The organism is Peribacillus sp. S4 (genome assembly GCF_046715815.1).
Taxonomy (GTDB): domain Bacteria; phylum Bacillota; class Bacilli; order Bacillales; family DSM-1321; genus Peribacillus; species Peribacillus frigoritolerans.
On the sequence record NZ_CP175708.1, the window covers coordinates 1,918,175 to 1,939,656 of the forward strand.

Sequence of the window (21,482 nt, forward strand, 5' to 3'; positions counted from 1 at the left end):
GCGCAAAGGCGCCGAGGAGGCTTCCCGGAACGCCCGCGGAAAGCGAATGCCTGGAGAGTGGATCAACGTACAATTTGTACAAATCCTTAATTTACCGTAGACAAACTGGCTCTTCTTATAAGGAGGAGCTTATTTTAATGGATATTATATTTCTTTAAGTTCGTCTATTGCTACGTCAGATCTTTCCTCTAATGGGCCTCTTAGATGTACTGTAGCTGTTCTTCCATCTTCATTTAAATTATCAATCCAAACTGAAGTGCCATTATATCTAACCTCAATGTCAGATGAAGACGAAAGAATCTGCTTTACACGCTTAGCATCCATATAAATCCCTCCCTGTTAATTAGTCTTCCTATTATTTAGGGAAATCCTTGATTTTATTCATTTGATTAATGTTGCAACTAAATCATATAAGGAACAATGATGTTTACCTTTCCATGTTATCCGCCCTAGCTCTCTTTTTAATTAAGCTTGTATGAAAAGATGGGGATTATTAACACCTAAAATATTGAGTCAAATGAAAGTGACTATGTTTTTGTTACGAATATCTCCGTACAATGGCAGATGCCAGGAACATCATAAAAATATATGACAGAAATATCATTTAATGGAAGAATAGGAAGTTGGTGCTTTTCGAAGTGCGGAGATATAAATCCTAACCAATTGGAATGAAGTCTAAGCATAAAAGAATATTATAGAGCTGACGGATGCTTTACTTTAAATAGGGAGTAAGCTAATTGGACGGAAGGATTGAATAAGGAAGAAGAGAAGATGGGACAATATTGGAGGAGAAAGTGTTGTTGGGTTTGAAGTCATATACGCATTCTTTTACATGCTTTTAGGGGGGTATCATGGAACTATCGTTATTATTGGAATATGGCTGGGTGTTAATTATTCTAATTTTTTTAGAAGGGTTATTATCTGCTGATAATGCATTGGTTTTAGCCATAATGTCAAAGCATTTACCAAAAGAACAGCAAAAAAAAGCGATTAATATTGGATTGCTTTTGGCTTTTATATTTAGGATCGGTGCAATCTTCATCATTTCGTACCTTTTCCATGTTTGGCAAGTTCAAGCCATTGGGGCTGCATATCTGATTTTCATCTCATTAAAGCATTTATTAAAAAGGGATCACGGAGAAAAAGATAAAAAAGGGAAAAGCTACCGGATGACCGTTGCGCAAATTGCATTGGCTGATATTGCTTTTGCTATTGATTCCATTTTAGCTGCAGTCGCTCTAGTCATTGCCTTGCCAGATACGCCAATGGGGGATATAGGAGGAATGGATGGGGCAAAATTCATTGTTATTTTATTAGGGGCCATTGCAGGTTTAATCGTCATCCGGTTTGCGGCAGGATACTTCGTTAAGGTACTGACGGAGCGGCCTAGCCTCGAAACGGCAGCCATGTTAATCGTTGGTTGGGTAGGGGTTAAGTTATTAATGCATACCCTTGCACATCCAGCCGTGCACATTATCTCTCACGATTTTGTTGAAGGACCGGTTTGGAATATAATCTTTTGGTCTGTCATGCTTCTTATCGCTATAGGCGGATGGTTTTTATCTGGAAAAACAGTAAAAAACGATAAGCAAAATCACTAATGTTATTAAGAGTTGAAATAGTTCATTTAATTCCCTAAATGAGCTCCTTAGGGTTATTTTTTTGTTAACGTTGCCAAATTAGAACTTTAGACAGACTTCAAATTTGAACTGCACCTCCAATTGTTAGACATCATTCTAACAATTGGAGGTGCTTTTTTGCCATTGCTGCCATTTACCAAAGCCTTCCCGGCTGCAGTATGCCTTGTTTTCCATAACATTATCACCCTTATTTTTCTTTTAGTGACACTAGACTCTTCGTCATTCACAGTAGCAAGCGCAGCATCAAAAAAGTTGTCATTAGATTAAGAGCTAGCTTGATGGCACAAAATATTTTGGACTTTGTTCATAGAACTATAGTGTTTTCCATGATGTTTGGAGAAGGACTGCATGCACTTCAACCAGTAGTCGTCATTGCCTACGTTACACTCATCTTAATTATGGCGATGGCATCGATATCTCTCATTAAATGGATTAAAGAGGATCAAGCAGAAAGCAGCAGTATAGAAAAAACTTTCAATGAAGAACCTATAAAGCTAACATCTTAAAGTATCATTCATACTCAGAGGATACAGTAAAAGGGATAAAACGCCAACAGGCACCATCTTAAAAACAGCTGGTGCCTGTAGTGCGTTTGATGAAGACGTACAAATCTTTTTTGACCTGTAAACAAAAAATGCTTCTAAAATTACTCATCGTAAAGCCGATGATAAATGGCAGGTGATTCAGCGGAGCTTATTGTCGGGAGGGACTCAATTACCTATCTGTCTCTCCATTAAAGAAATGATGCACCGTATGAATAAAAACAAAAATGGCTCCTCATATTAAATGAGAGGGGATGTGTCACATGATAAAAAGTATATCTACTTTTCAAGCAACAATGGTACTGATTCTATCTATTGGGTTGATGAACCATGTTATCGTTTTGCCTTCACTGCTTGGTGCATCCGGAAGAGATTCATGGATAAGTACTTTAGTAACCGGGATGCTTTTTCTATTATGGCTTCCCATGGTTTATTGGATAATAAGTAAAACAAAGCAACAGCATATCATTGGTTGGCTTCATACTCACAGTCACCCGCTCGCCGCCTGGACCATAAAAATCCTTCTTTTCTTATATATTTCATTAAACTTATTTGTCACTTTATATAGCACATTTTCCTGGGTGAAAAGTACTTATATGATTCAAACGCCAGAATATATATTATTCATACCTTTCATCATTCTATGTTTTATTGCTGCCGAGGCTGGAATCAAAACAATAGCCATTGCCGGGGGATTGGTTTTACCCCTTGTTGTTGTACTTGGATTTATGATTATGACGGCAAATATACAGTATAAGGATTACTCCTTGCTTTTCCCTATTTTTGAAAATGGGATTACACCTGTTTGGGACGGTATCGTAATACTAGGTGGAGGTTTTACAGAGATCTTTCTTCTCGTTTTAATTCAACAGTTTGTAAAGACTGATATAAAGTTCAGGAGTTTACTTTTTTTAGGTTTATTTCTTTTGTTTATCAGCATGGGACCCATAATAGGCTCCATTACAGAGTTTGGTCCGGTACAGGCTGCAAAAATAAGCAATCCTGCATACGCTCAATGGCGGTTACTAACCATGGGTAAGTATTTGAACCGGCTGGATTTTTTATCAATATACCAATGGCTTTCAGGTGCATTTATCCGTGTTTCGTTATCGATATTCCTAATGGGGGAACTGTTTCAAATTAAAACAAAGAAAATAAAAAATATTGTATTGCTTGCTATATCAGTCTCCTTAATCATTGCGCTTTGTATACCAATCGACATTCCAGCATACAGGAATTTTACGGAACGATATTATTTTAAATTGAGTGTGATTAGCATTTTGGTTATAACCTTTTTCATTAATATAGTCATTTTTTTGAAAGAAAGGGTGAAGAAGAATGGAGCCTCTATTGAACAAGGCAAATAAGGGGAGTTCTTCGGAAATCCAACTAACGACGGAATATTTCAATGAACTATTCGGAATGAGCTCGGATGTAAAATTCAAAAGGCATATCATTACATCTGAGGGGAAAACAGATTCGGCCCTTATTTGTACTTTGATTTATTCAGAGGTGTTGGTCGATGTCAAAAAATTGTGGGAATCAGTAGCACGGCTTGAAGGTAGTGTATTCATTAATTCTAAACTGAAGGAAGAAGAGGTTATAGAGGATCCGCAAGACGAATTTAAAGTCAGTAGGGTTTTCCCTTCCTCCACTATAAAAGAAGATGTGGAGGAAAACGTATTTTCCGGGATGGTCCTGATGCTATTTGAAGAATTGGAATTATTATTTATGTTTTCCCTACCAAGCATCCCGAATCGAAGTCCCGAAGAAACAAGTAGTGAAATTTCCATCCGAGGTCCACGTGATGGATTTATCGAAGATATCTCTGTTAATTTAGGGTTGATCAGAAAAAGATATAAAACGGCATCACTCGAAAATCAAGCATTTACTATTGGCAAAAGGAGCAAGACAAAAATCAATTTATTATATGTGAAGGATGTTGTAAATCCAGAAACCATTGAAAAAGTAAAAAGGAAAATCTCCTCAATAAACACAGATATCTTGTTGGGAACTACTGAACTTGAAGAATTTTTATCAGACAGTAAGTTCAACCTGATCCCGTTATTTGATTATACAGGGAGGCCGGATTATGCTGTAGCCAGTTTAAATAATGGGCGCTTTGCCATTTTAGTGGATGGGTCACCAACTGCCTTAATTGGACCAGGCAATATTGCATTATTGTTAAAAGCCGCGGAAGATCGTCATACTCCATCTTACTATACAAATTTCGAATATTTATTTCGCATTTTCGGACTAATGGTATCAATATTTCTGCCAGGTTTTTATATAGCACTAATATCATTTCAATTAGACCAGCTCCCCTTCCCATTTTTGGCGACAATAACCGTATCTAGATTTGGGTTGCCCATATCACCTCAACAAGAGGCCTTCTTGATTTTGGGTTTATTTGAGTTGTTTCGAGAGGCAGGGATCACACTCCCAAAAGCAATCGGTCAATCACTTGCCGTTGTGGGTGGGTTAATTATAGGGGATGCGGCAATCAGAGGAGGGATTACATCCCCGACGATGTTGGTGGTGGCAGGTACTACTGCGGTAGCCACCTATACATTAATCAATCAATCTTTAGGTGGAATTGTAAGCATGGCCAGGTTTTTTGTATTATTTCTATCTTCTGTTTTAGGTTTATTCGGATTCTTTCTCGGTGTTTTCTCCATTATCCTTTATTTATCAAGGCTGCAGATTTTTGGTTTACCCTACTTAGCGCCTATATCACCACTATCCTTGAAAGATCTTTTAGGGGGCGGTGTCTTTGTGAAGCCATATCTCTTTAGAAAGAAACGAGCCGAAATGCTGAAAACAAAGGACAGAACAAAAGGGAATCGCTAATGAAAATGATCCTTAGATTTATACTATTCGTAATGAGCGTTGCTCTTTTAAGTGGCTGCTGGGATACCAAGGATATTCAAGATATTCAATATATAAGTGCAATGGGAATAGATTATCAGAATGGGCAGTATGTCATTTATGTGCAGGTGACGTCTTTTGCCGGTGTGGCTAAACAAGAAGGCTTGGAACCAAAACCAACACCTGTTTGGGTCGCCAAGGGACGCGGGAAAACAATGAATGAGGCCATGAATGACATTTATAAAAGGTCAAACCAGTATATTTATTGGGCTCATGTTAAATTGATCATTTTCTCTGAAAGCTTACTAAAACATGGATTGGACAACGTAAACGACCCCATTTTAAGATTTCAGCAAATTAGGGAAACAACTTGGTTATATGGAACGGATGATTCATTAGAAAAGATTCTCTTTGTCAATAGTTTATTCGGCTCTTCAGTGCAAACAAGCATTTTCAATCCGATGGATATTTATAAATTAAGATCCTTTGTCGAACCCATCAGGATCCAAAGATTTTATACGCAAAATTATGAAACAGGGATGACAATAAAACTACCGAAGATTTCATTAAAAAATGAGGTATGGAAAGCAAAAGAAAAAGCACAGAACACCGTAAAACTATCAGGGTCCTATTTTATTAAAAATAATCAGCTAAAGGGGGAGATAGCAAATAAACATCTTGGGGGGATGAGATGGTTAACAAAATCAACGGTAAGGTCCCCAATTGGAATAAAAATCAACAAAAACAAAAATGTTCAAATATCTCTAATGAGGCCAAAATTCAATATAAAGCCTATCTATGTAAATGATGCAGTCGAATTCGATATTTCAATTGAAGCAGAAGGTGCCATAACGGATATGGAAGAAAACATCTCCTTACCCCACCTTAAAGAAAAAATCCAAGGGGCATTAGAGAAAGAAATCAGGGATACCTACAAATATGCTCTTGAAAAAAATATAGATATCTATAATTTAGAAGGAGTTATCTACAGAAAGCATTTGAAAAAATGGAAAGAAATTTCTAAAGAGGATTTTAGCCTTAATGAAGGATCAATCCGTAATATTCAGGTGGAAGTTGGTATTAAAATAACAGGCGATTATAAATATGAGTACATGAATTGATCCTTCAAAAGTGGATTGCAGGCTGATATGACAGAATCTTTCTTCAAACCCGTTTTTTCAATGATCATGATATGGCAGCTAATGTAAATGATATATTCAACAACTAACTATGTAAGGATTTAATTTGGCTTACACAATGAGTAAAGGTAATTCAATTTTACTTCAATAGGCCTAACCGAAAACCAAGGGAGCGGTCCGGACTATGACTAAAGATGCTGCGATCGAGTATGCTTCAAAAGGGGTACGTGTGAACTCGATTCATCCAGGATATATCCATACCGGGATGGTGGACTATGCTTCTGAACAAACGGTCAGTTCAAAAGATGAATGGGGTAAAGAGCTCCCGTTGGGACATCTGGGCAGCGTCAATAAATGTGGCGAATACAGTGCTTTTCATTGCCTCGGACGAATCTTCCTATACGACGGGTACTGAATTTGTGATAGACGGCGGAGCGACTGCTCGCTAAAACCTGACTTTCTAGCGGGTAGTAGTAACTAAAACTAAGGAGTGTTTAGATATGAGATTAGAAAATAAAGTGGCAATCGTAACAGGGGGATCAAGCGGGATTGGAGCAAGTACGGCTCAATTATTTGCAGAAGAAGGAGCAAAGGTGGTCATTGCCGATTTTGCTGATCATGGACAAGCGGTGTCAGAAGAGTTAAATGGAAAAGGGTATGATACTCTTTTTGTTAAAACTGACGTGACGAATGAAAATGACGTAAAGAATATGATCGAAGAGACGGTTAACAAATATGGAAAACTGGATATCATGTTTGCAAACGCAGGAATTGCCAGAGACGGAAACATCCATGAGTTAAGCTATGAACAATGGCAAAAAACGATTGATATTAATTTATCCGGTGTCTTCCTATCCGATAAATATGCGATAGAGCAAATGCAAAAACAATCTACTGGCGGCGCCATTGTCAATACGGGATCCATCCATAGCCATGCAGGGAAACCGGGGGTAACAGCCTATTCTGCTGCTAAAGGCGGGGTCAAACTATTAACACAAACATTAGGTGCGACTTATGCGAAAGATGGCATTCGTGTCAATGCAGTTTGCCCTGGATATATTGATACTCCACTTATTGCCGAAGCACAAGGTGAAATAAGACAAGGTTTAATCGATTTACATCCAATCGGCCGGTTAGGCAGAGCGGAAGAAGTGGCTAAAGCCGTTCTCTTCCTTGCAAGTGACGATGCATCATTTGTTACTGGCACTAGCCTAATTGTCGACGGCGGTTATACGGCAGTATAAAACCATGTAAGGGTTAATAGCTGGTTCTATCAATCAGGAAAATCGTTAGATGTGATAATTGCATGTGAAATTGAGCTACTTCCGTAAGATGAGTGATGTTAGATTACTCAACTCTGCTGGAGGGCTCTTTTTTTGCATATTATAAAAAAATACCGGTGAATGCTAAAAACATATCCTTGGAAGAAGAAACGATACAAGCAGTTGCAGGGTTCAGTAATTTTTATGTTTATGGAGGATACTTTTATACTCTTTTTGAATGTGCAGTGATAAATAAGGCCAAACGGATAATTTGATTACGATCTAGTTTGGTCGCTTTATAGATATTCTCTATATAATTTTATATACATCCGGGGGAAAAATGGGGTTTTATCTAAAATTCAAAACAGAGTTGATTGGAGCATGTGTGGGAGACTCCTGCGGGAAAAGCACGTCGAGGGAGACCCCACAGGCGCAAAAGCACCGAGGGCGCGAACCGCCCGCGAAAAACGAGTGCCCTATGTTCCAAGCGACGTTCAAGGTTTTATAAAACTAAATAAAATGGAGACAAACTTGTTCTTCAGCGAGTTCGTCTACAGTCTGTACTCAGTTCTTTCTTACTTTGGAACTGAGCGTTTTGTATTTCGCGTCAGATCATTTTTATTGTTGATCCTATAATTAGCTTAATAGCGTTTTTCGTAAAAGACACTTTTACGAAGGAGCATTTTTAATGGCCTTATATTAATATCGCAAAAGTATAAACAAAAGAGAAGGTTAGTTCATTGATGAAAGTGGAAGTGAATCCAATTAATAGTGTTTTTATGTTAAAGTTATACAGTTGATATTTTATTACATAATTTCAATAGAAAGGAACAAAATCTGTATGATAAAGGATGGGTCAAATGGCGAAAAGAATAGTAGGTAGTATGTTGTTTTTATTACTAGGCATGGTTAGTTTTACTTTTTTATCTGGCTTAAAAGTTGAAGCAGCAGATCCAGTGCATACTGTATCCTCTCAAGAAACGGTAGAATCGATTGCAGCGATCTATGATATATCGACAGAGCAATTAATGGATATGAATGGTTTACCGGATGGTAAGTTATATATTGGCCAGAAGTTAACCATTCAAAATGCTTATACTCCTTCGAACTATCAGTGGTCAGAGAGAGGGAAACAAATTGGGAATTATGCGAAAACTTTTACAGGATTTAAAAAAACGGCTGGACAAGAGACACCTATCAAAGGGTTTGATTCTAGCGGATTGATTCATTGGGTACTCTCCCGGCAAAAGGTGCCTATCGACCGTTTGTCAGTTGAAGGCTATTATAAGCAAGGAATGGATACAAATACACCTAAGGCTGGAGATATTATATTTTTTCTGGAAAAGGGGAGTTCAAAAGTCGTGACCGCTGGAATCTATCTGGGGGGAAATCAGTTCGTTAATTCTGGATACGGAGCGGAGACAGTTCAGGTGAGATCTACCATGGAAAAATATTTTGCACAATACCAAGCCGAGTATAAAACGTATACACCAAAAGGAGAGCATGTCGTTCAAAATAATGAAACACTTAAAAGTATCTCGGATAATTACGGTGTATCGGTGGATACAATCAAAAAGCGTAACGCGTTACCAACTGATAGCTTGATGCAGGGACAGTATCTTCAAATATACAGCAGTCCCATGTATCCATTTTATTCCAATCAAGAGGCTTCCTATGATAAAGCTTATGATGTCATAAAGTATGCTTATACTCTACGTGGATTTACCTATGTTTTCGGAGAATATGATCCGATGATTGGAATGGATTGCAGCGGTTTTATCTATTGGGCCATGAAGGAGCAGGGTATTTCCCTTAAACGGGGTTCGGCAGCGGACTACTATTCCTTGCTGCCGAAACTCAGAGATCCAAAGGCAGGGGACTTAGTATTTTTTAGCGATACAGACTTAAGTCAAGAGATAACCCACGTCGGTATTTATCTAGGGGATGGTCGTTTTATTCATACAACAAGGAATACTGGTGTTCATATATCTGACCTTACTTCAAGTGATTTTAATAAGAAGTTCGAAAGTTTTGGGCAAGTTCAAATCAATATGGACTAAGATAGACACGAGAGAGTTAGAATACTTGGATTTTCTAGTCATATTATCCCCTTAAGGTAGGCAGTGTAACAAGATCACGAACAAACGATGTTACAACTACTATCTTGAGGGGTTTTTAATGGCTTAAAAAGGACAAAAGTTTTGTGGAATATACAAATGAAAAGAAAATGAAAGTTGTTAAGTTTTATCGGATATTAATAGATGTTTTAACTGCAATAAGAATCGAAATTGTGGATTAGAAAAAAGTTGTACTGTTTATAAAAAAGAAAAACCGAAATGACCTGATTTCGGTTTTTCTTAATGGGCTAATTGGGCAGTTAGTTCATTAAGAAAACTTTATTTAAATGATTGTGGTAAAAATTTCAAGTTAATTTTAAGAAAATGCTAGTTTTAGAAGGGACTGACTATGATATTGGAAACGAATATTTAAAGAGTAATTGAAAGATTTAAAAGTGTAAAAAGCCTTGGAGATAAAGCGGTAAATCAATTTCTATAGGAAAATACATGGGACTCATAATATCGAGTCTGTTGCGGTAATAGTAAAGCATTTGAGTGGAAATATGATTTCACAAGGTGGAATGACTTTTTAACTTTAGACGGGGAAAAGGGATATAGAAATCGTGATGAAGAATTTATAGAAGATATATCTTCAAAATCCGAGCTAACTATTGTTTGGGAAAAGGATGGAAAATCCTAATTGATATATACTTCAGAAAAAAACTGTTTTCTTAACGGGTGCCAGAGAATTTTATCTTGGTATAATCCATATGGATATTTTTATTTACTTTCATAATTTCTGCCACCAGCTTTTCTTGGTGAGATGATCTTAGATCCTTTTACTATATTCATCGATTTCGGTTAACATAGCAGCTGTTTTTCTTACTCTTAGAGTTGTTGAGCCTAATACTTCCCGCAATCGAATGGCTTTGATCCTCTTGTCCCTATATCCTTAAACAATGCTTGTCTCGTTCTTTCCCTTACGTTATGAATGCGTATACTTCCAATTTTTGTGCGATTGATTGAATATTTAAAAAACATTTGTTAGTTTCTGTAGTTTTATATTAGATTCTGTGGTTCCTGTGATAAATTAAAGGTGTTTTTTTGTAAGAAAAACACGAAAAAAACAATATATGTGTTTTGGGGTTTAATGGTATGCAAACTTTAAAGAAACGGTAGAAAGAAACTTTATAATTCTTGCAAATGGAAACAAACTTAAGAGGAGAAACCAATATGAATCATCTACAAAAGCAAATACTTTCTTTCCTTGAGGAATGCAATAGAGAAAGATGTGTAAGTAAAATTGCTGAAAAGTACGATAAAAATCTTGAAGTGGTAAGGGCTGAGTTAGTGATACTTGCGAACAAGAAGCTCATAGCTATCAAAAAGAGTACAACTGGGAAGATAAGCAGAGCAACGATTAGTCCAAAAGGTAAACAGTGCTTCAGGGAAGCTACTGCAATTAAGGGTTCAGTCCAAGAGCAAATCAATGAGTTGAAACAAAAGTTGTCAGCTCTGGAAGCCTCCTTCATACGTGCAAAAGAGAATCCAACTGGGGAGAACAAACAGTCACTATTGGATAATGCGAATACGGTTCAATCAGTGGCTTATGGATTAAACTCATTTTTAAAGTTGGATTGGATACCTTAAAGTAAACAATAACCTGAGAGGATAATCTGGGAACTCTTGTACATCTACATCATCAGGATCAAAACAGGCTAGCTCATGGGTTTATTGTCTAGGTGAGCTAGTTAATGAGATCCACCAAAAAAGGTCCGAGCCTAGTTGTATTGTTATCATCCATTATTTATTGTCAACCCCTTAAGGGAGCGACAGTCTGTGATGCACCGAGGCCGTTGGAGTCATACTAACGAATGGGCTCTATTGGCACCATAGTTCATCGCCTTACTCACCCAGCCATAGAATGGGTATGGACGATTATCATTCTGTTGGTGGAGCGCTGATTTTTGCGCTTAATGGATATGGCTGACATATTTGCAAGCTCTTGTCCTAATTCAGTACCAGTAAAGGTTGCTACAGATAGTTGAGTGTCTATTTTTTTTGCTGTTGTTTGTTTTTTGACATAATAGAAAACCTTATTTAGATAAATTATGGCTAAGGGGCAGAATAGCTTAATAAAAATAGGTAGATTAAGTGTGTTCAAGAAAGAAAAGTTTGTGGACTAATGAAAATAGAGAGTGTTATGTAGACTAATGATGTATAAAATATAACAAACAAAAGAAAAAACCAGTTTTATTAGACTGGCTTTTTCATCTTAATAGAACACTTTGTTAAATTCAGTTTTTGAGACTTACATGCTCAATCATCCGCTTCATTACCTGAATTTGCCCCATATGAGTCGCTTCATGCATTAATGTTAAACCTGCAAGTTCTCCAACAGTCTTACATCCTAGGAATGGTGTATCTAAATCTTGATCTAGCTGTTCAGGAGGAATTTGCTTTAAACGAGTTAATTGATCTTTCAACTGTACAACCAGCTGATCCATAGCAGGTATATTCCCTGTCCAATCGGCTGGTTTTGTGCCATTCCCAAACAACTTTATATAATTCGTGGGAAGATGGGTTGTTACATTCGGGAAACCAAACATAGTTTGTTCTGTAATTGTCAAAACGTGACCAGTATGCCAATGAATTGTGTTATTAAAGCCATCTGGCTGCACATCGTTTAGTTCCTTAGAAATGGACTCTACATTCTTGATGAAGTATTCTCTCGTCATCTCAAATTGCTTAAATACAAGTTGATTCATGTTTTCTCCCCTCTCACTAACAAAATCATCCATATTATACCAGTAAAAGCCGGAAAAGAATATGGTTTGAATTTCCTGAAATTAGCTTTATTTCAACCGGTTCTTGTTCCGCAATAGGGAGCAATCTTTTATAAAGAATCGCATTACTTATAGAACTATATTATTAGCATTGTTACAAAAATAAAAATTCCCATGAGGTTTTTTGGGCTCAACTGAAAATTCGATAAATACAAGTTAAATGCTAAACGATAATTGTTATACAATTGTAAAATTATACAGTTTCATTTGCGGTATAATGGAAATTATTAGAAATGTATTCTGGTGTATGAATATTTACATATAGAGAGCTATTCATTCTTCAAATTCTAGAATTAAAAAGGATCCAAATAATTTCTGAATAAAGATACCCTCAAAAAAATTAACTATTAAAGTAATGTTTGAGGGTAAAGTGATTAAAAGGGAGGGGAATTGTTTTTGACTATAATAGATATTGACCAATTGCTTTTTGCTACTGAAGAACTTGCCGAAGAGTCAATTCCATTTCATCTCGATGCATTTGATATTGATCAATTATTAGATAAAACAGATAACTGGTAAAGAAAAGCATACGTGAAGTGAACTGCACGCTAATGGAGGTTGCATGGGGATGGTCAATTTAAAGATGCAATTGGCTGGCTTCATCGCTCCTTTAACGATTGGTTTTGTCATAGACGCTTTCGATGGATCGTTTAATGGAGCTGTTTGGTTATTGGTTTCATTCGGAGTCGTTTGTTTTATCGCTTTCATGACCTTGAAATTGGGTAAGGAAAATTTCATGACTGAACATCCACAAACAATTCCTGCTGTAAAATAGTTTGAAATCAATGCAGGAAAAAGTGGTTATGATTTATAAAAGTTTGTTCGAAATCATATATAGATAGTGCAAAAACTCTACCGGTTAGATCTTGAAAGCCTGATGTTACTGAATTTCAGCTAACAGGGCTTTTTATATTTTTATACGCCATTAGCAATAATATTAATCAAACAGTATGGCCTTGGCATTTTCCATGATGAATATATAACTTTTCTAATGTCTGCAATTAATCTAAATGGTGGACCTGTCAAAGGGAAATGAATATACCATATCGTGCAGTAGAGTCCGAGGGAAGCACTAGTATAACTTTGGTGAAATCAGATGAAAATAACCAATGTTTTTAAGGAGGAAGCAAATGAAAGTAAATAAAATACATCATGTAGCAATAATTTGTTCCGATTATGAAAAGTCAAAGAACTTCTATGTAAATATTTTAGGGTGTGATATCGAGAAGGAAACATATCGGTCAGAAAGGAAATCGTATAAATTGGACTTAATCGTCGGAGGGGAATATCAGCTGGAATTGTTCTCATTTCCTGATCCCCCGCATCGTCCTAGTTATCCTGAAGCTAGGGGGCTTAGACATCTTGCTTTTGAAGTGGAAGATATTAATCTAGCGATTGAAGATTTAGAAAAAGAAAACATTCCAGTCGAACCAATCCGTGTTGATGAGTTAACAGGAAAAAGGTTCACTTTTTTTAGTGATCCGGATGATTTGCCTATTGAAATATATGAAAAATAGGATGAGGTTACCTCTATTTCTTAAGCTGATTTCTAAGATGAATACGATGATTTAAAGAGGTTACTTATATCAATTAAACTATGAAGATTCCCTATGATATGTCGATACCATTAAGTTTGATCCACTTGTATTCCATATTTCGATGAGAGCTGAAATAATCATCGGCTATACTATCTGTAGATTGGTCATTTAAATATGTCAGGAGATAAAAAAATGAATGTTTACAAATTTACAGTGTTGATACTTTTAACGACATTTTTGATGGGTTCTTCTTTTGCAGTAGTTAAAATTGGTCTACCTTATTCATCCCCATTATTATTAGCAGCATTACGCTTCACACTTGCCGGACTCATAATGGCGATAATCGTAATCTTTTTAAAAAGACCGCACCCAAACTCTAAAGGGGATTGGATAAAAATGCTCATTATCGGCACTTTTCAAACAGCCGGAGTAATGGGGTGCATTTTCCTGAGTTTAAGCACGATTACAGCAAGTGAATCCTCCATTCTTACATTCACGAACCCGTTGCTTGTTGTTGTATTCGGTACGATCTTTTCACAAACACGCTATATACTATATCAATGGATTGGTGTTTTATTAGGATTAGTTGGAGTAATTATAACGATGGGCGCGCAACTTGAATTTAAGGTTGGTATTCTTTTCGGCATTCTTTCTTCTGTTTTCTGGGCGATTTCCACTTTATTGGCGAAAAAATGGGGGGCGATTTCCGATACATGGGTTTTATCTGCCTATCAGATGCTTTTTGGCGGTTTACTGCTTTTACTTGGCAGCTTTATTCTTGAAAAACCATTTTTCATACTGAATGGCAATTCGTTGTTCATTTTATTATGGTTAAGTATCATGTCATCGATCGTGCAATTTGCTGTTTGGTATTACCTTTTACAAAAGAGTGATCCAGGAAAAACAAGTGCCTTTTTATTTTTGGCACCTTTCTTCGGTGTATTATCAGGGTGGGCACTATTAGGTGAACAGATATACACTTCACTCTTGATTGGCGGACTGTTTATCATCATTGGCATCTATCTTGTAAATAGCAATTTCCAAAAGGAAAATAAAATAGTTAAAAGAGCTTTATAGTAATCGCATGGATTTAAGCCGCAAAAGACAGAAAGTCCCTCATGGTGAAAAAGAACCTTTCTTTTTCATCATGAGGGATTATTAAATTATACCTCTATACAAAAAACTTCTTTAAATCCTTCTTTCCCTTTAGGTGTGACTTTTACTGCGCGAATAGATGGAACACGGACTATCCAGCCTAAATCAAAAAAATGGGTAAGGATCCCATTCCCTAAAGCTCCGCCAAGATGATGGTGACGTTCACTCCAGTCTAAACATGAGTGGGAAAATGAACGGCGTTTTCTTCTTAAATCAAGTAAATCGATGCCGAATTCTGAAAAAAAATGATCTCCTTTGGGTGTAACTGTAAACTCTCTCTCTTCTTTTTTCAAATATCCGGCTTTCAACATCGATTCAGTTAATTGGACGCCTAGTTTTCCTGCCAAATGATCATAGCAAGTTCTGGCTTCCTGAAGCATTTTGACCTGACTTGATTGTTTTAACGACCGAACTTCAGGAGGTGGGGAAATGGCAAGAAACGATTCCAAAATGTGCGCAATTTCTCCATTTGCTAGCTGATAATAGCGATGTCGTCCCTGTTTTTCAACTATAACAAGGTTTCCTTCCACTAACTTAGAAAGGTGAAAGCTGGCAGTTTGAGGGGTTATTGCAGCCATCAACGCTAATTCACCTGCCGTATGAAAACGCCCATCCAGCAGACTTGCAAGTATTGTTGCACGTGACGTTTCCCCAAGGAGGGAGGCTATCTCCACCATATTTGGATTTATACTCAAAATAGTTACCAACCTTTCTGCCGATAGATTAGTTAATAAGCTGAACGCCAATTAATCAGCATTAAAAATAAGTAAACTTATACTTCCATTATACAGTACCGCTGTCCTGGGATATTCGGTATATTCACGATTCCTGCTTTAATTAAATTTGAAAAAGAACCCTACAATAAAATTGGATAGTGTTCATTTCGTATTTTTTCGGAGCATATATGCAGAAATGATAACTTGGCATTAAAGCAATGCATATGAAACAAGGAGACTGCCCAAAATCAAAAAATTCATCTATAAATTATTTAGATGCTAGTTAATCCTCACTCGAAGGAAATTAATGGTCTTTGCTTTTAGTGAACGTTTTTTAACATAACTTTTTTAAACGGTTAACTGTGGTTTTAATTTGGAAGCAGGAGAACTGTTTTTAGGCTAACTAGAAATAAGAATGAAATGGGAAAGGGTAAACCCCAGGTGTCAAGCACATTACATCTTGAGTCATTTCTATAAGGATTTTATTGATGAATGAACGAGTTAAATTGGGGGCATCCGTTAAATTGGGTGCTTTTTTTATTAAGGAGAGATTATGAAATCAGGAGAGGCTAAAGAGAAGACTGTAAAGAAGAAAGACTGTCTATCCTTTAGATAAGCGTTTTTTACTGAAGTATATTCTTTGTAAACTAGGCATACATTGGTACATGTTCACTAACAGTAAACGTTCATAATAGTCTTGGAATAAATACCGGTGATTAGTCCCTTTTGTGAATTTAGTAGTTAAATAGGAGGGAATGCAGCGTATGAAAATGTCAGACGTTGGATTTAAAGGTCAAGTTTTTGGATTTATAAAGTTCACACCTTTTGTGGAAAGTTTTTTGTCTGGAGATTTATATATGAATAATTTCAAAAAGTATATTGATATAGAAAGTGCTTCAGGAGAAAAAGGTGTAGGAGACAAATTTGAAGCAACACATGTTTTTACGGAATTAACCATGAATTTTTTTACTCAAGATACCAATGAATTAATAATGTCGGGGCGAACTAAAAAATTGAATTTCAGAAAAAATATAAATGAAAAAAGACCATTATATTGTATGTTTGCAATTATTGGCGATATGTTAAAAGTGGTTAACGAGGATGAAAAATATTACTATACCAAATTTGATTTACCTAATGAACAAATCGATAAAATGATCAGGGAGTTCGGAGATAGCTTGATTTTTGTTACCCCATCGCAATTTATTGACAGAATTACTAGAACACTCAATGAAAAAGGTTATGCTTACAGAGGCGGCTTGGTAAAATATGATGATTATAACATCAATTCCTCAGCTAGGATGAGCTCTTATAAAAATCAAGGGACAGATATTTATTTTTGGAAAGATAAATACTTTGAAAATCAATATGAATATCGCATAGTTCTCACAGATCAAGAAGTTGATGAAGCCTTAATTGTGAACATAGGTGATATTTCAGACATTAGTACGATTTTTAATGCAAATGAATTTTTCAGTGATAAATTTGAAATAAGATTACGAAAGAAAGGAAATCTAAGCATCCATTAAATGGGTGCTTTTTATATTTGCAGGATTAGGTGTGGGAATATTTATAAATTTGGACTACTTTTCATATCTTTAATTTTTAAACCATTTATGTTTTAAGTGACCGCCATTCAATAGAATCCAAAATACAGCAAAACTACCCTGAAAATGACGACTTTCTTCTATGTTATTTATAAAAAACAAAAAAGTATCATTCGCTTTTAGATCATAGGGACCACGGTATCAAAACGTGGAAATATACTAAGCAAATATCGGCAACGTAATTACAATGGTGATTAGTGTATAAGCTCTATCACTTAATAAGATTGTTTTGATGTCTGCTGCAGCTATTTGATCCGCTCTTATAGGGAGTGACTTTTGAAGGTACTTCCTTTCGTGTTTGGCTCAACAGCTACCCTTTGACTAGGCTAATACGCATCAATCGCAACCTGTTCTTCAAACGAAATCCCCTTTTAGTTGTAGGGGAAGTAATGTTTTAATACCGACTTTTTTGCTTTTATTTTTAACAGCAAATTACTGGAAATCTGATGTGAATTCGTGTAATCTACAAAAGTATGTTTTTTTCCAAATCGTAAAGGGGGACCATAATTGAGTTCAACAAATCGTAAACAGACAACAATTGTTGCTCTTTTGCTTGCGGGTACATTCATTGCGATCTTGAATCAAACTTTAATGATTACCGCCATTCCTCCTGTAATGGAGGAGATGAATGTTACGGCAAATAGTGCACAGTGGCTAACAACCGTTTTTATGCTGGTTAATGGGATCATGATCCCTGTTAGCGCGTTTTTACTGGAGCGCTTTACCACCAGACAGCTTTTCCTTTCCGCGATGGGGATATTTGCTATTGGTACATTGGTAGCAGGGCTGGCTCCTAATTTTGGAATGCTGCTGCTAGGAAGGATGATTCAGTCGAGCGGAGCAGGAATCATGCTCCCGTTAATGCAAACAGTCTTCCTAATGATCTTCCCTGTGCATAAACGGGGTGCAGCCATGGGACTGGTCGGGCTGGTCATTTCCTTCGCGCCGGCTATTGGTCCCGCTTTATCTGGCTGGGTTACGGAGACCTACTCATGGAGGGTGTTATTCTTTATCATTCTTCCAATTGCTATTATTGATATCATCGTTGCGTTCTTCGCTTTAAAAAATGTAACAGAAGTTACACGGCCAAAAGTGGATGTGCTTTCGATTGTTTTATCTTCCGCAGGTTTCGGTGGATTATTGTATGGATTTACAGCGGCTGGTAATTATGGCTGGACAGACGAGAGTACAATCATATCCCTAGGCATTGGGACAATTTCACTTGTTTGGTTCATCAACAGGCAATTGCGACTGAAACATCCAATGCTGGAGTTCCGTGTGTTCACGTATTCATTATTCCCGATTGCTATCATTATTGGAGCCATTACCTTTATGGGTCTGATTGGTGCCGAAACGCTCATCCCGCTATTTATGCAAAACATGCGAGGATTTACTGCCTTTGAAGCTGGATTAGCCATACTCCCTGGAGCACTTATTACCGGAATAATGTCCCCGTTCATTGGACGTATTTTCGACCGGATTGGGGCCAGGTGGCTGGTTATTGGCGGATTACTCCTCATAACCGCTTCCTCCTTTACTTTTATGAATGTTGGTCCTTCGACAAGTTTTACATTTATAATGGTCATGTACAGTATTCGGATGTTCGGATTAGCCATGGTTATGATGCCTGTTTCAACGGCCGCCTTAAACCAGCTGCCTAAACGGTTAATCGCCCATGGTGCAGCAATGGATAATACGATGAAAATGATTGCCGCATCTGTAGGTACGGCAATACTTGTTACTGTGATGACATCAGCTACCGAAAATGCTCAGCAGCGTCCCGAGATAGTCCATCCTGATATGTATGGCGCGCAAATCTCATTTATTGTCATCGCTGTACTTTCGTTAATTAGCTTCCTCATTTCTTTTAAAATAAAGGATCAAAAATCAGCAGGAAAAGAGTTCGGGGAGAAGAATTAAAGGTTTGAATCCGAGTTTTTTAGCTAAATAATAGAACTCCATTTTTTACCTTGTTATGAATCTGGAGACTTTCCCTCCAGGCCCTATCATTCCTTCGTCATGCCTATCTAGGAGATTCTAAAAAAGAGGGGGAACAAGTCATCCAGGTGATTGTTCTCCCTCTTTTTTCATTTTATTAATTTAACCATTTTAGAAACTGGATCGTTTAAGAGCGCGCCATTCTTTAAACAATTTGAAAAAAAAAAAGAAGGCGTGATTTTGGAATTCATCGAACACCCACGTCTCCAATATCGTGTAGAATTTGGCCAGGCGGAAGCAGTCTTGTATCATGAGGAATTGACGAATGGAAACCAACGGGATGTTCCAATAAAAGTACTGGATAATCAAGAAGGATGGGAGGGGGATAAAGTGGAATGGTATATACAAAAAGTAGTAGCTGATTTATTAGGAGTATCCAAGGCAACGGTCTACCATTATGGAAAGCAGAAGAAAATCATTAAAATTCTGGACCCACATCGATTACATAAAGAGGCCCGTTATGAAAAAGCGGAAGTGGATCGATTAGTGTATGAAAAACAATTTTTAGTACTGGTATGAGTCCAAATGATGTTGCAAAGAAATTGGGGTTATCTGTACAAAGTGTTTATAAGTATATTCAAGATGGTTCCATAAAAGGTGAGGCCGTCCCTTATGGGGATAAAAGAATCACGTATGTAATTTCGGAAACAGCCTATCAGGAAGCAGAGAAGTCACTCAAACCAACTTTCACTCAGCGTCCAAAAAGATATGAATATTATGATTCAAAAAATAACATTGCTTTGTATCAAAGGATTCATTCGTCCAAAATAAAATATCATAGGCACGTGTGGTTCGTAATGAAGAAAATGTATTTGGTTTTTTACCTACCCAATATCCAAAAGTGGTTGACGTATGAAGAAGGAATGAAAACTTATACTTTAAAGCCATCATACTCGATCCACCAGTCTACTTTGGATTATAAAGGCTATGTTGAGCTTCAGGTACCAAAAAACGAAGTAGTATTTTATCCCTTCATTGACTATTTATATGGAATTTAGGGAATGGAAAACATGAGACTGAGGGCACAGGATCACACGATAGTACTCTTCATTCGAGCAGGGGAAAGACCATTAACGACAAAGGGTTTCTTTGCAGCTGATATTCTGCCATTTTTAATAAAAGGAGACATCTACAATGAAGAGGGTCACCTGATTTTTCGAAATTTCTATCGAAAAACTAGTTTGGAATTACCTATTGATCTATTAGAAAGTATGACAGAGTTAGATGAACAAGAAGGAATCAGTATGAGTAAGTGGGTAGAGCAAAAATTATCATCCATGCTAAAGTGATTTTGATTGAAGAAGGAGTTATTGGATTCATTCAAATAACTATATATTATCGGAGCTTAGGAATTATGTATATAAAACTAATCCTAAGAAGAAGATTTAAGAGATATACAATAGATATCTCTTAAAATAGTGTGATTCTAAAAGCTTCTATTTAAATCGAATGAACCATTATCCATAAAACAAAAGTTAATTTCGCTGTAAAGCGAATCTCAGTAACAAAGATTAGACATTTAAAGGTAATCTTTATATTATTGAAGGATTTTTGAATAATGGATGAAATTTCAACTTGCATTGGTAATTACTGATATTCCACGTAATGATTGCGTACCGTAAATTTGAATAAGAAAACAAATCCATAATTAAGCCATACCTGATTATTTAAGGAATAGATTTAACAAAATTCCCCACCAATAAAATGATATTATCATTTTTATAGATTTAGTTTAAAGTAGTCACAAAATCAATGAATAGACTATCCTGCCTACAAAATTCAATTGGGAAAGCACTCACTCTTCTCGAACTGATAAGGGTGGGCTACTATATCTGAAACTACGAAAATAGACTTTTAATTAGTTGAAGTGAACCCAAAAAGTTAGACACTTTATTTAATTAGGCAACCTTGAGGGCATGAACTCGGTAATCTACCGGGCTCATGTCTTTTAATTTCCCCTTAATTCGTTGATGATTTGAGAAACTAGCTTTACCCCTCTACTAGGCATACAATAAGCGAAACATCTTTCTTCCCTGTTTATATTCAACAGAATAATCAATTGTAGTTGTTCCGTATTGAAACCTATGCATGTTGTATAATCCCCTCTTGGCCAA

20 protein-coding genes and 3 pseudogenes are annotated in these 21,482 nt (G+C 36.6%); 19 read left to right on the forward strand and 4 right to left on the reverse strand.

Features of this window, described 5'->3' with window-relative positions; all coding sequences use genetic code 11:
* Positions 1-144: 144 nt before the first annotated feature.
* Positions 145-324: an H-type small acid-soluble spore protein gene (locus ACJ9PY_RS09220; RefSeq protein WP_034313120.1), complete on the reverse strand. Its 180-nt coding sequence runs from the start codon at positions 322-324 to the stop codon at positions 145-147.
* Between the two features lie 527 nt (positions 325-851).
* Between ACJ9PY_RS09220 and ACJ9PY_RS09225 the strand changes: the two genes are divergently transcribed.
* From ACJ9PY_RS09225 to ACJ9PY_RS09275, 11 genes and pseudogenes are all read left to right on the forward strand, one after another.
* Positions 852-1,601, forward strand: coding sequence for a TerC family protein (locus ACJ9PY_RS09225; protein ID WP_095679481.1), 750 nt, complete (start codon positions 852-854; stop codon positions 1,599-1,601).
* A 317-nt stretch (positions 1,602-1,918) separates the two neighbouring features.
* On the forward strand, positions 1,919-2,146 hold the full coding sequence (locus ACJ9PY_RS09230) for a hypothetical protein (RefSeq protein WP_411739838.1): 228 nt from the start codon (positions 1,919-1,921) through the stop codon (positions 2,144-2,146).
* A 299-nt stretch (positions 2,147-2,445) separates the two neighbouring features.
* On the forward strand, positions 2,446-3,549 hold the full coding sequence (locus ACJ9PY_RS09235) for an endospore germination permease (RefSeq protein WP_363928950.1): 1,104 nt from the start codon (positions 2,446-2,448) through the stop codon (positions 3,547-3,549).
* Entirely contained in the window at positions 3,521-5,032 is a 1,512-nt protein-coding gene (locus tag ACJ9PY_RS09240; RefSeq protein WP_411739839.1) for a spore germination protein, read from the forward strand. Before ACJ9PY_RS09235 ends, ACJ9PY_RS09240 begins: the two co-directional genes overlap by 29 nt.
* The gene (locus ACJ9PY_RS09245; protein WP_411739840.1) at positions 5,032-6,171 is read left to right on the forward strand and encodes a Ger(x)C family spore germination protein; all 1,140 of its coding nucleotides are present in this window, start codon (positions 5,032-5,034) and stop codon (positions 6,169-6,171) included. The genes ACJ9PY_RS09240 and ACJ9PY_RS09245 overlap by 1 nt, the downstream gene beginning before the upstream one ends.
* Positions 6,172-6,352: 181 nt before the next feature.
* Positions 6,353-6,638, forward strand: a pseudogene (locus ACJ9PY_RS09250) (SDR family NAD(P)-dependent oxidoreductase); the annotation flags it as partial.
* 51 nt (positions 6,639-6,689) lie between these two features.
* Positions 6,690-7,433 carry an SDR family NAD(P)-dependent oxidoreductase gene (locus ACJ9PY_RS09255; RefSeq protein WP_411739841.1) on the forward strand — a complete coding sequence of 248 codons (744 nt, stop codon included), beginning with the start codon at positions 6,690-6,692 and terminating at the stop codon, positions 7,431-7,433.
* A gap of 878 nt (positions 7,434-8,311) precedes the next feature.
* The gene (locus ACJ9PY_RS09260; RefSeq protein WP_411739842.1) at positions 8,312-9,511 is read left to right on the forward strand and encodes an NlpC/P60 family protein; all 1,200 of its coding nucleotides are present in this window, start codon (positions 8,312-8,314) and stop codon (positions 9,509-9,511) included.
* A 518-nt stretch (positions 9,512-10,029) separates the two neighbouring features.
* Positions 10,030-10,101: a hypothetical protein gene (locus ACJ9PY_RS09265; protein WP_308788967.1), complete on the forward strand. Its 72-nt coding sequence runs from the start codon at positions 10,030-10,032 to the stop codon at positions 10,099-10,101.
* 32 nt (positions 10,102-10,133) lie between these two features.
* Positions 10,134-10,208: pseudogene (locus tag ACJ9PY_RS09270) on the forward strand (hypothetical protein); the annotation flags it as partial.
* Between the two features lie 533 nt (positions 10,209-10,741).
* Positions 10,742-11,158 carry a hypothetical protein gene (locus ACJ9PY_RS09275; protein ID WP_258249582.1) on the forward strand — a complete coding sequence of 139 codons (417 nt, stop codon included), beginning with the start codon at positions 10,742-10,744 and terminating at the stop codon, positions 11,156-11,158.
* 647 nt (positions 11,159-11,805) lie between these two features.
* Here the strand turns inward: ACJ9PY_RS09275 and ACJ9PY_RS09280 are convergent.
* Positions 11,806-12,276, reverse strand: coding sequence for a DinB family protein (locus ACJ9PY_RS09280; RefSeq protein WP_411739843.1), 471 nt, complete (start codon positions 12,274-12,276; stop codon positions 11,806-11,808).
* 474 nt (positions 12,277-12,750) lie between these two features.
* Here ACJ9PY_RS09280 and ACJ9PY_RS09285 point away from each other — a divergent pair, with 474 nt between their 5' ends.
* From ACJ9PY_RS09285 to ACJ9PY_RS09300, 4 genes are all read left to right on the forward strand, one after another.
* Positions 12,751-12,873, forward strand: a complete 123-nt coding sequence (locus ACJ9PY_RS09285) for a hypothetical protein (RefSeq protein WP_262869108.1) — start codon at positions 12,751-12,753, stop codon at positions 12,871-12,873.
* A gap of 49 nt (positions 12,874-12,922) precedes the next feature.
* A complete protein-coding gene (locus tag ACJ9PY_RS09290) occupies positions 12,923-13,129 on the forward strand; it encodes a hypothetical protein (protein WP_411739844.1) in 207 nt (68 codons plus the stop codon).
* A 355-nt stretch (positions 13,130-13,484) separates the two neighbouring features.
* Positions 13,485-13,871 carry a VOC family protein gene (locus ACJ9PY_RS09295; RefSeq protein ID WP_411739845.1) on the forward strand — a complete coding sequence of 129 codons (387 nt, stop codon included), beginning with the start codon at positions 13,485-13,487 and terminating at the stop codon, positions 13,869-13,871.
* A 213-nt stretch (positions 13,872-14,084) separates the two neighbouring features.
* On the forward strand, positions 14,085-14,969 hold the full coding sequence (locus tag ACJ9PY_RS09300) for a DMT family transporter (protein WP_411739846.1): 885 nt from the start codon (positions 14,085-14,087) through the stop codon (positions 14,967-14,969).
* A gap of 86 nt (positions 14,970-15,055) precedes the next feature.
* On the opposite strand, the gene ACJ9PY_RS09305 is transcribed toward ACJ9PY_RS09300, so the two are convergent.
* Entirely contained in the window at positions 15,056-15,742 is a 687-nt protein-coding gene (locus tag ACJ9PY_RS09305; RefSeq protein WP_411739847.1) for an ArsR/SmtB family transcription factor, read from the reverse strand.
* Positions 15,743-16,527: 785 nt separating this feature from the next.
* On the opposite strand from ACJ9PY_RS09305, the gene ACJ9PY_RS09310 reads away from it, so the two are divergent.
* The 4 genes from ACJ9PY_RS09310 to ACJ9PY_RS09325 all read left to right on the forward strand — a co-directional run bounded on the left by ACJ9PY_RS09310 (position 16,528) and on the right by ACJ9PY_RS09325 (position 20,657).
* Positions 16,528-17,292: a hypothetical protein gene (locus tag ACJ9PY_RS09310; RefSeq protein ID WP_063576744.1), complete on the forward strand. Its 765-nt coding sequence runs from the start codon at positions 16,528-16,530 to the stop codon at positions 17,290-17,292.
* A gap of 585 nt (positions 17,293-17,877) precedes the next feature.
* Entirely contained in the window at positions 17,878-19,290 is a 1,413-nt protein-coding gene (locus ACJ9PY_RS09315) for a DHA2 family efflux MFS transporter permease subunit (RefSeq protein WP_241637598.1), read from the forward strand.
* Between the two features lie 258 nt (positions 19,291-19,548).
* Positions 19,549-19,887 (forward strand): hypothetical protein, encoded by a 339-nt coding sequence (locus tag ACJ9PY_RS09320; protein WP_411739848.1) that lies wholly within the window; start codon positions 19,549-19,551, stop codon positions 19,885-19,887.
* A gap of 482 nt (positions 19,888-20,369) precedes the next feature.
* Positions 20,370-20,657, forward strand: a complete 288-nt coding sequence (locus tag ACJ9PY_RS09325; protein ID WP_411739849.1) for a hypothetical protein — start codon at positions 20,370-20,372, stop codon at positions 20,655-20,657.
* Between the two features lie 609 nt (positions 20,658-21,266).
* Here ACJ9PY_RS09325 and ACJ9PY_RS09330 read toward each other — a convergent pair.
* Positions 21,267-21,344 (reverse strand): annotated as a pseudogene (locus tag ACJ9PY_RS09330) (IS3 family transposase); the annotation flags it as partial.
* Positions 21,345-21,482: the final 138 nt, after the last annotated feature.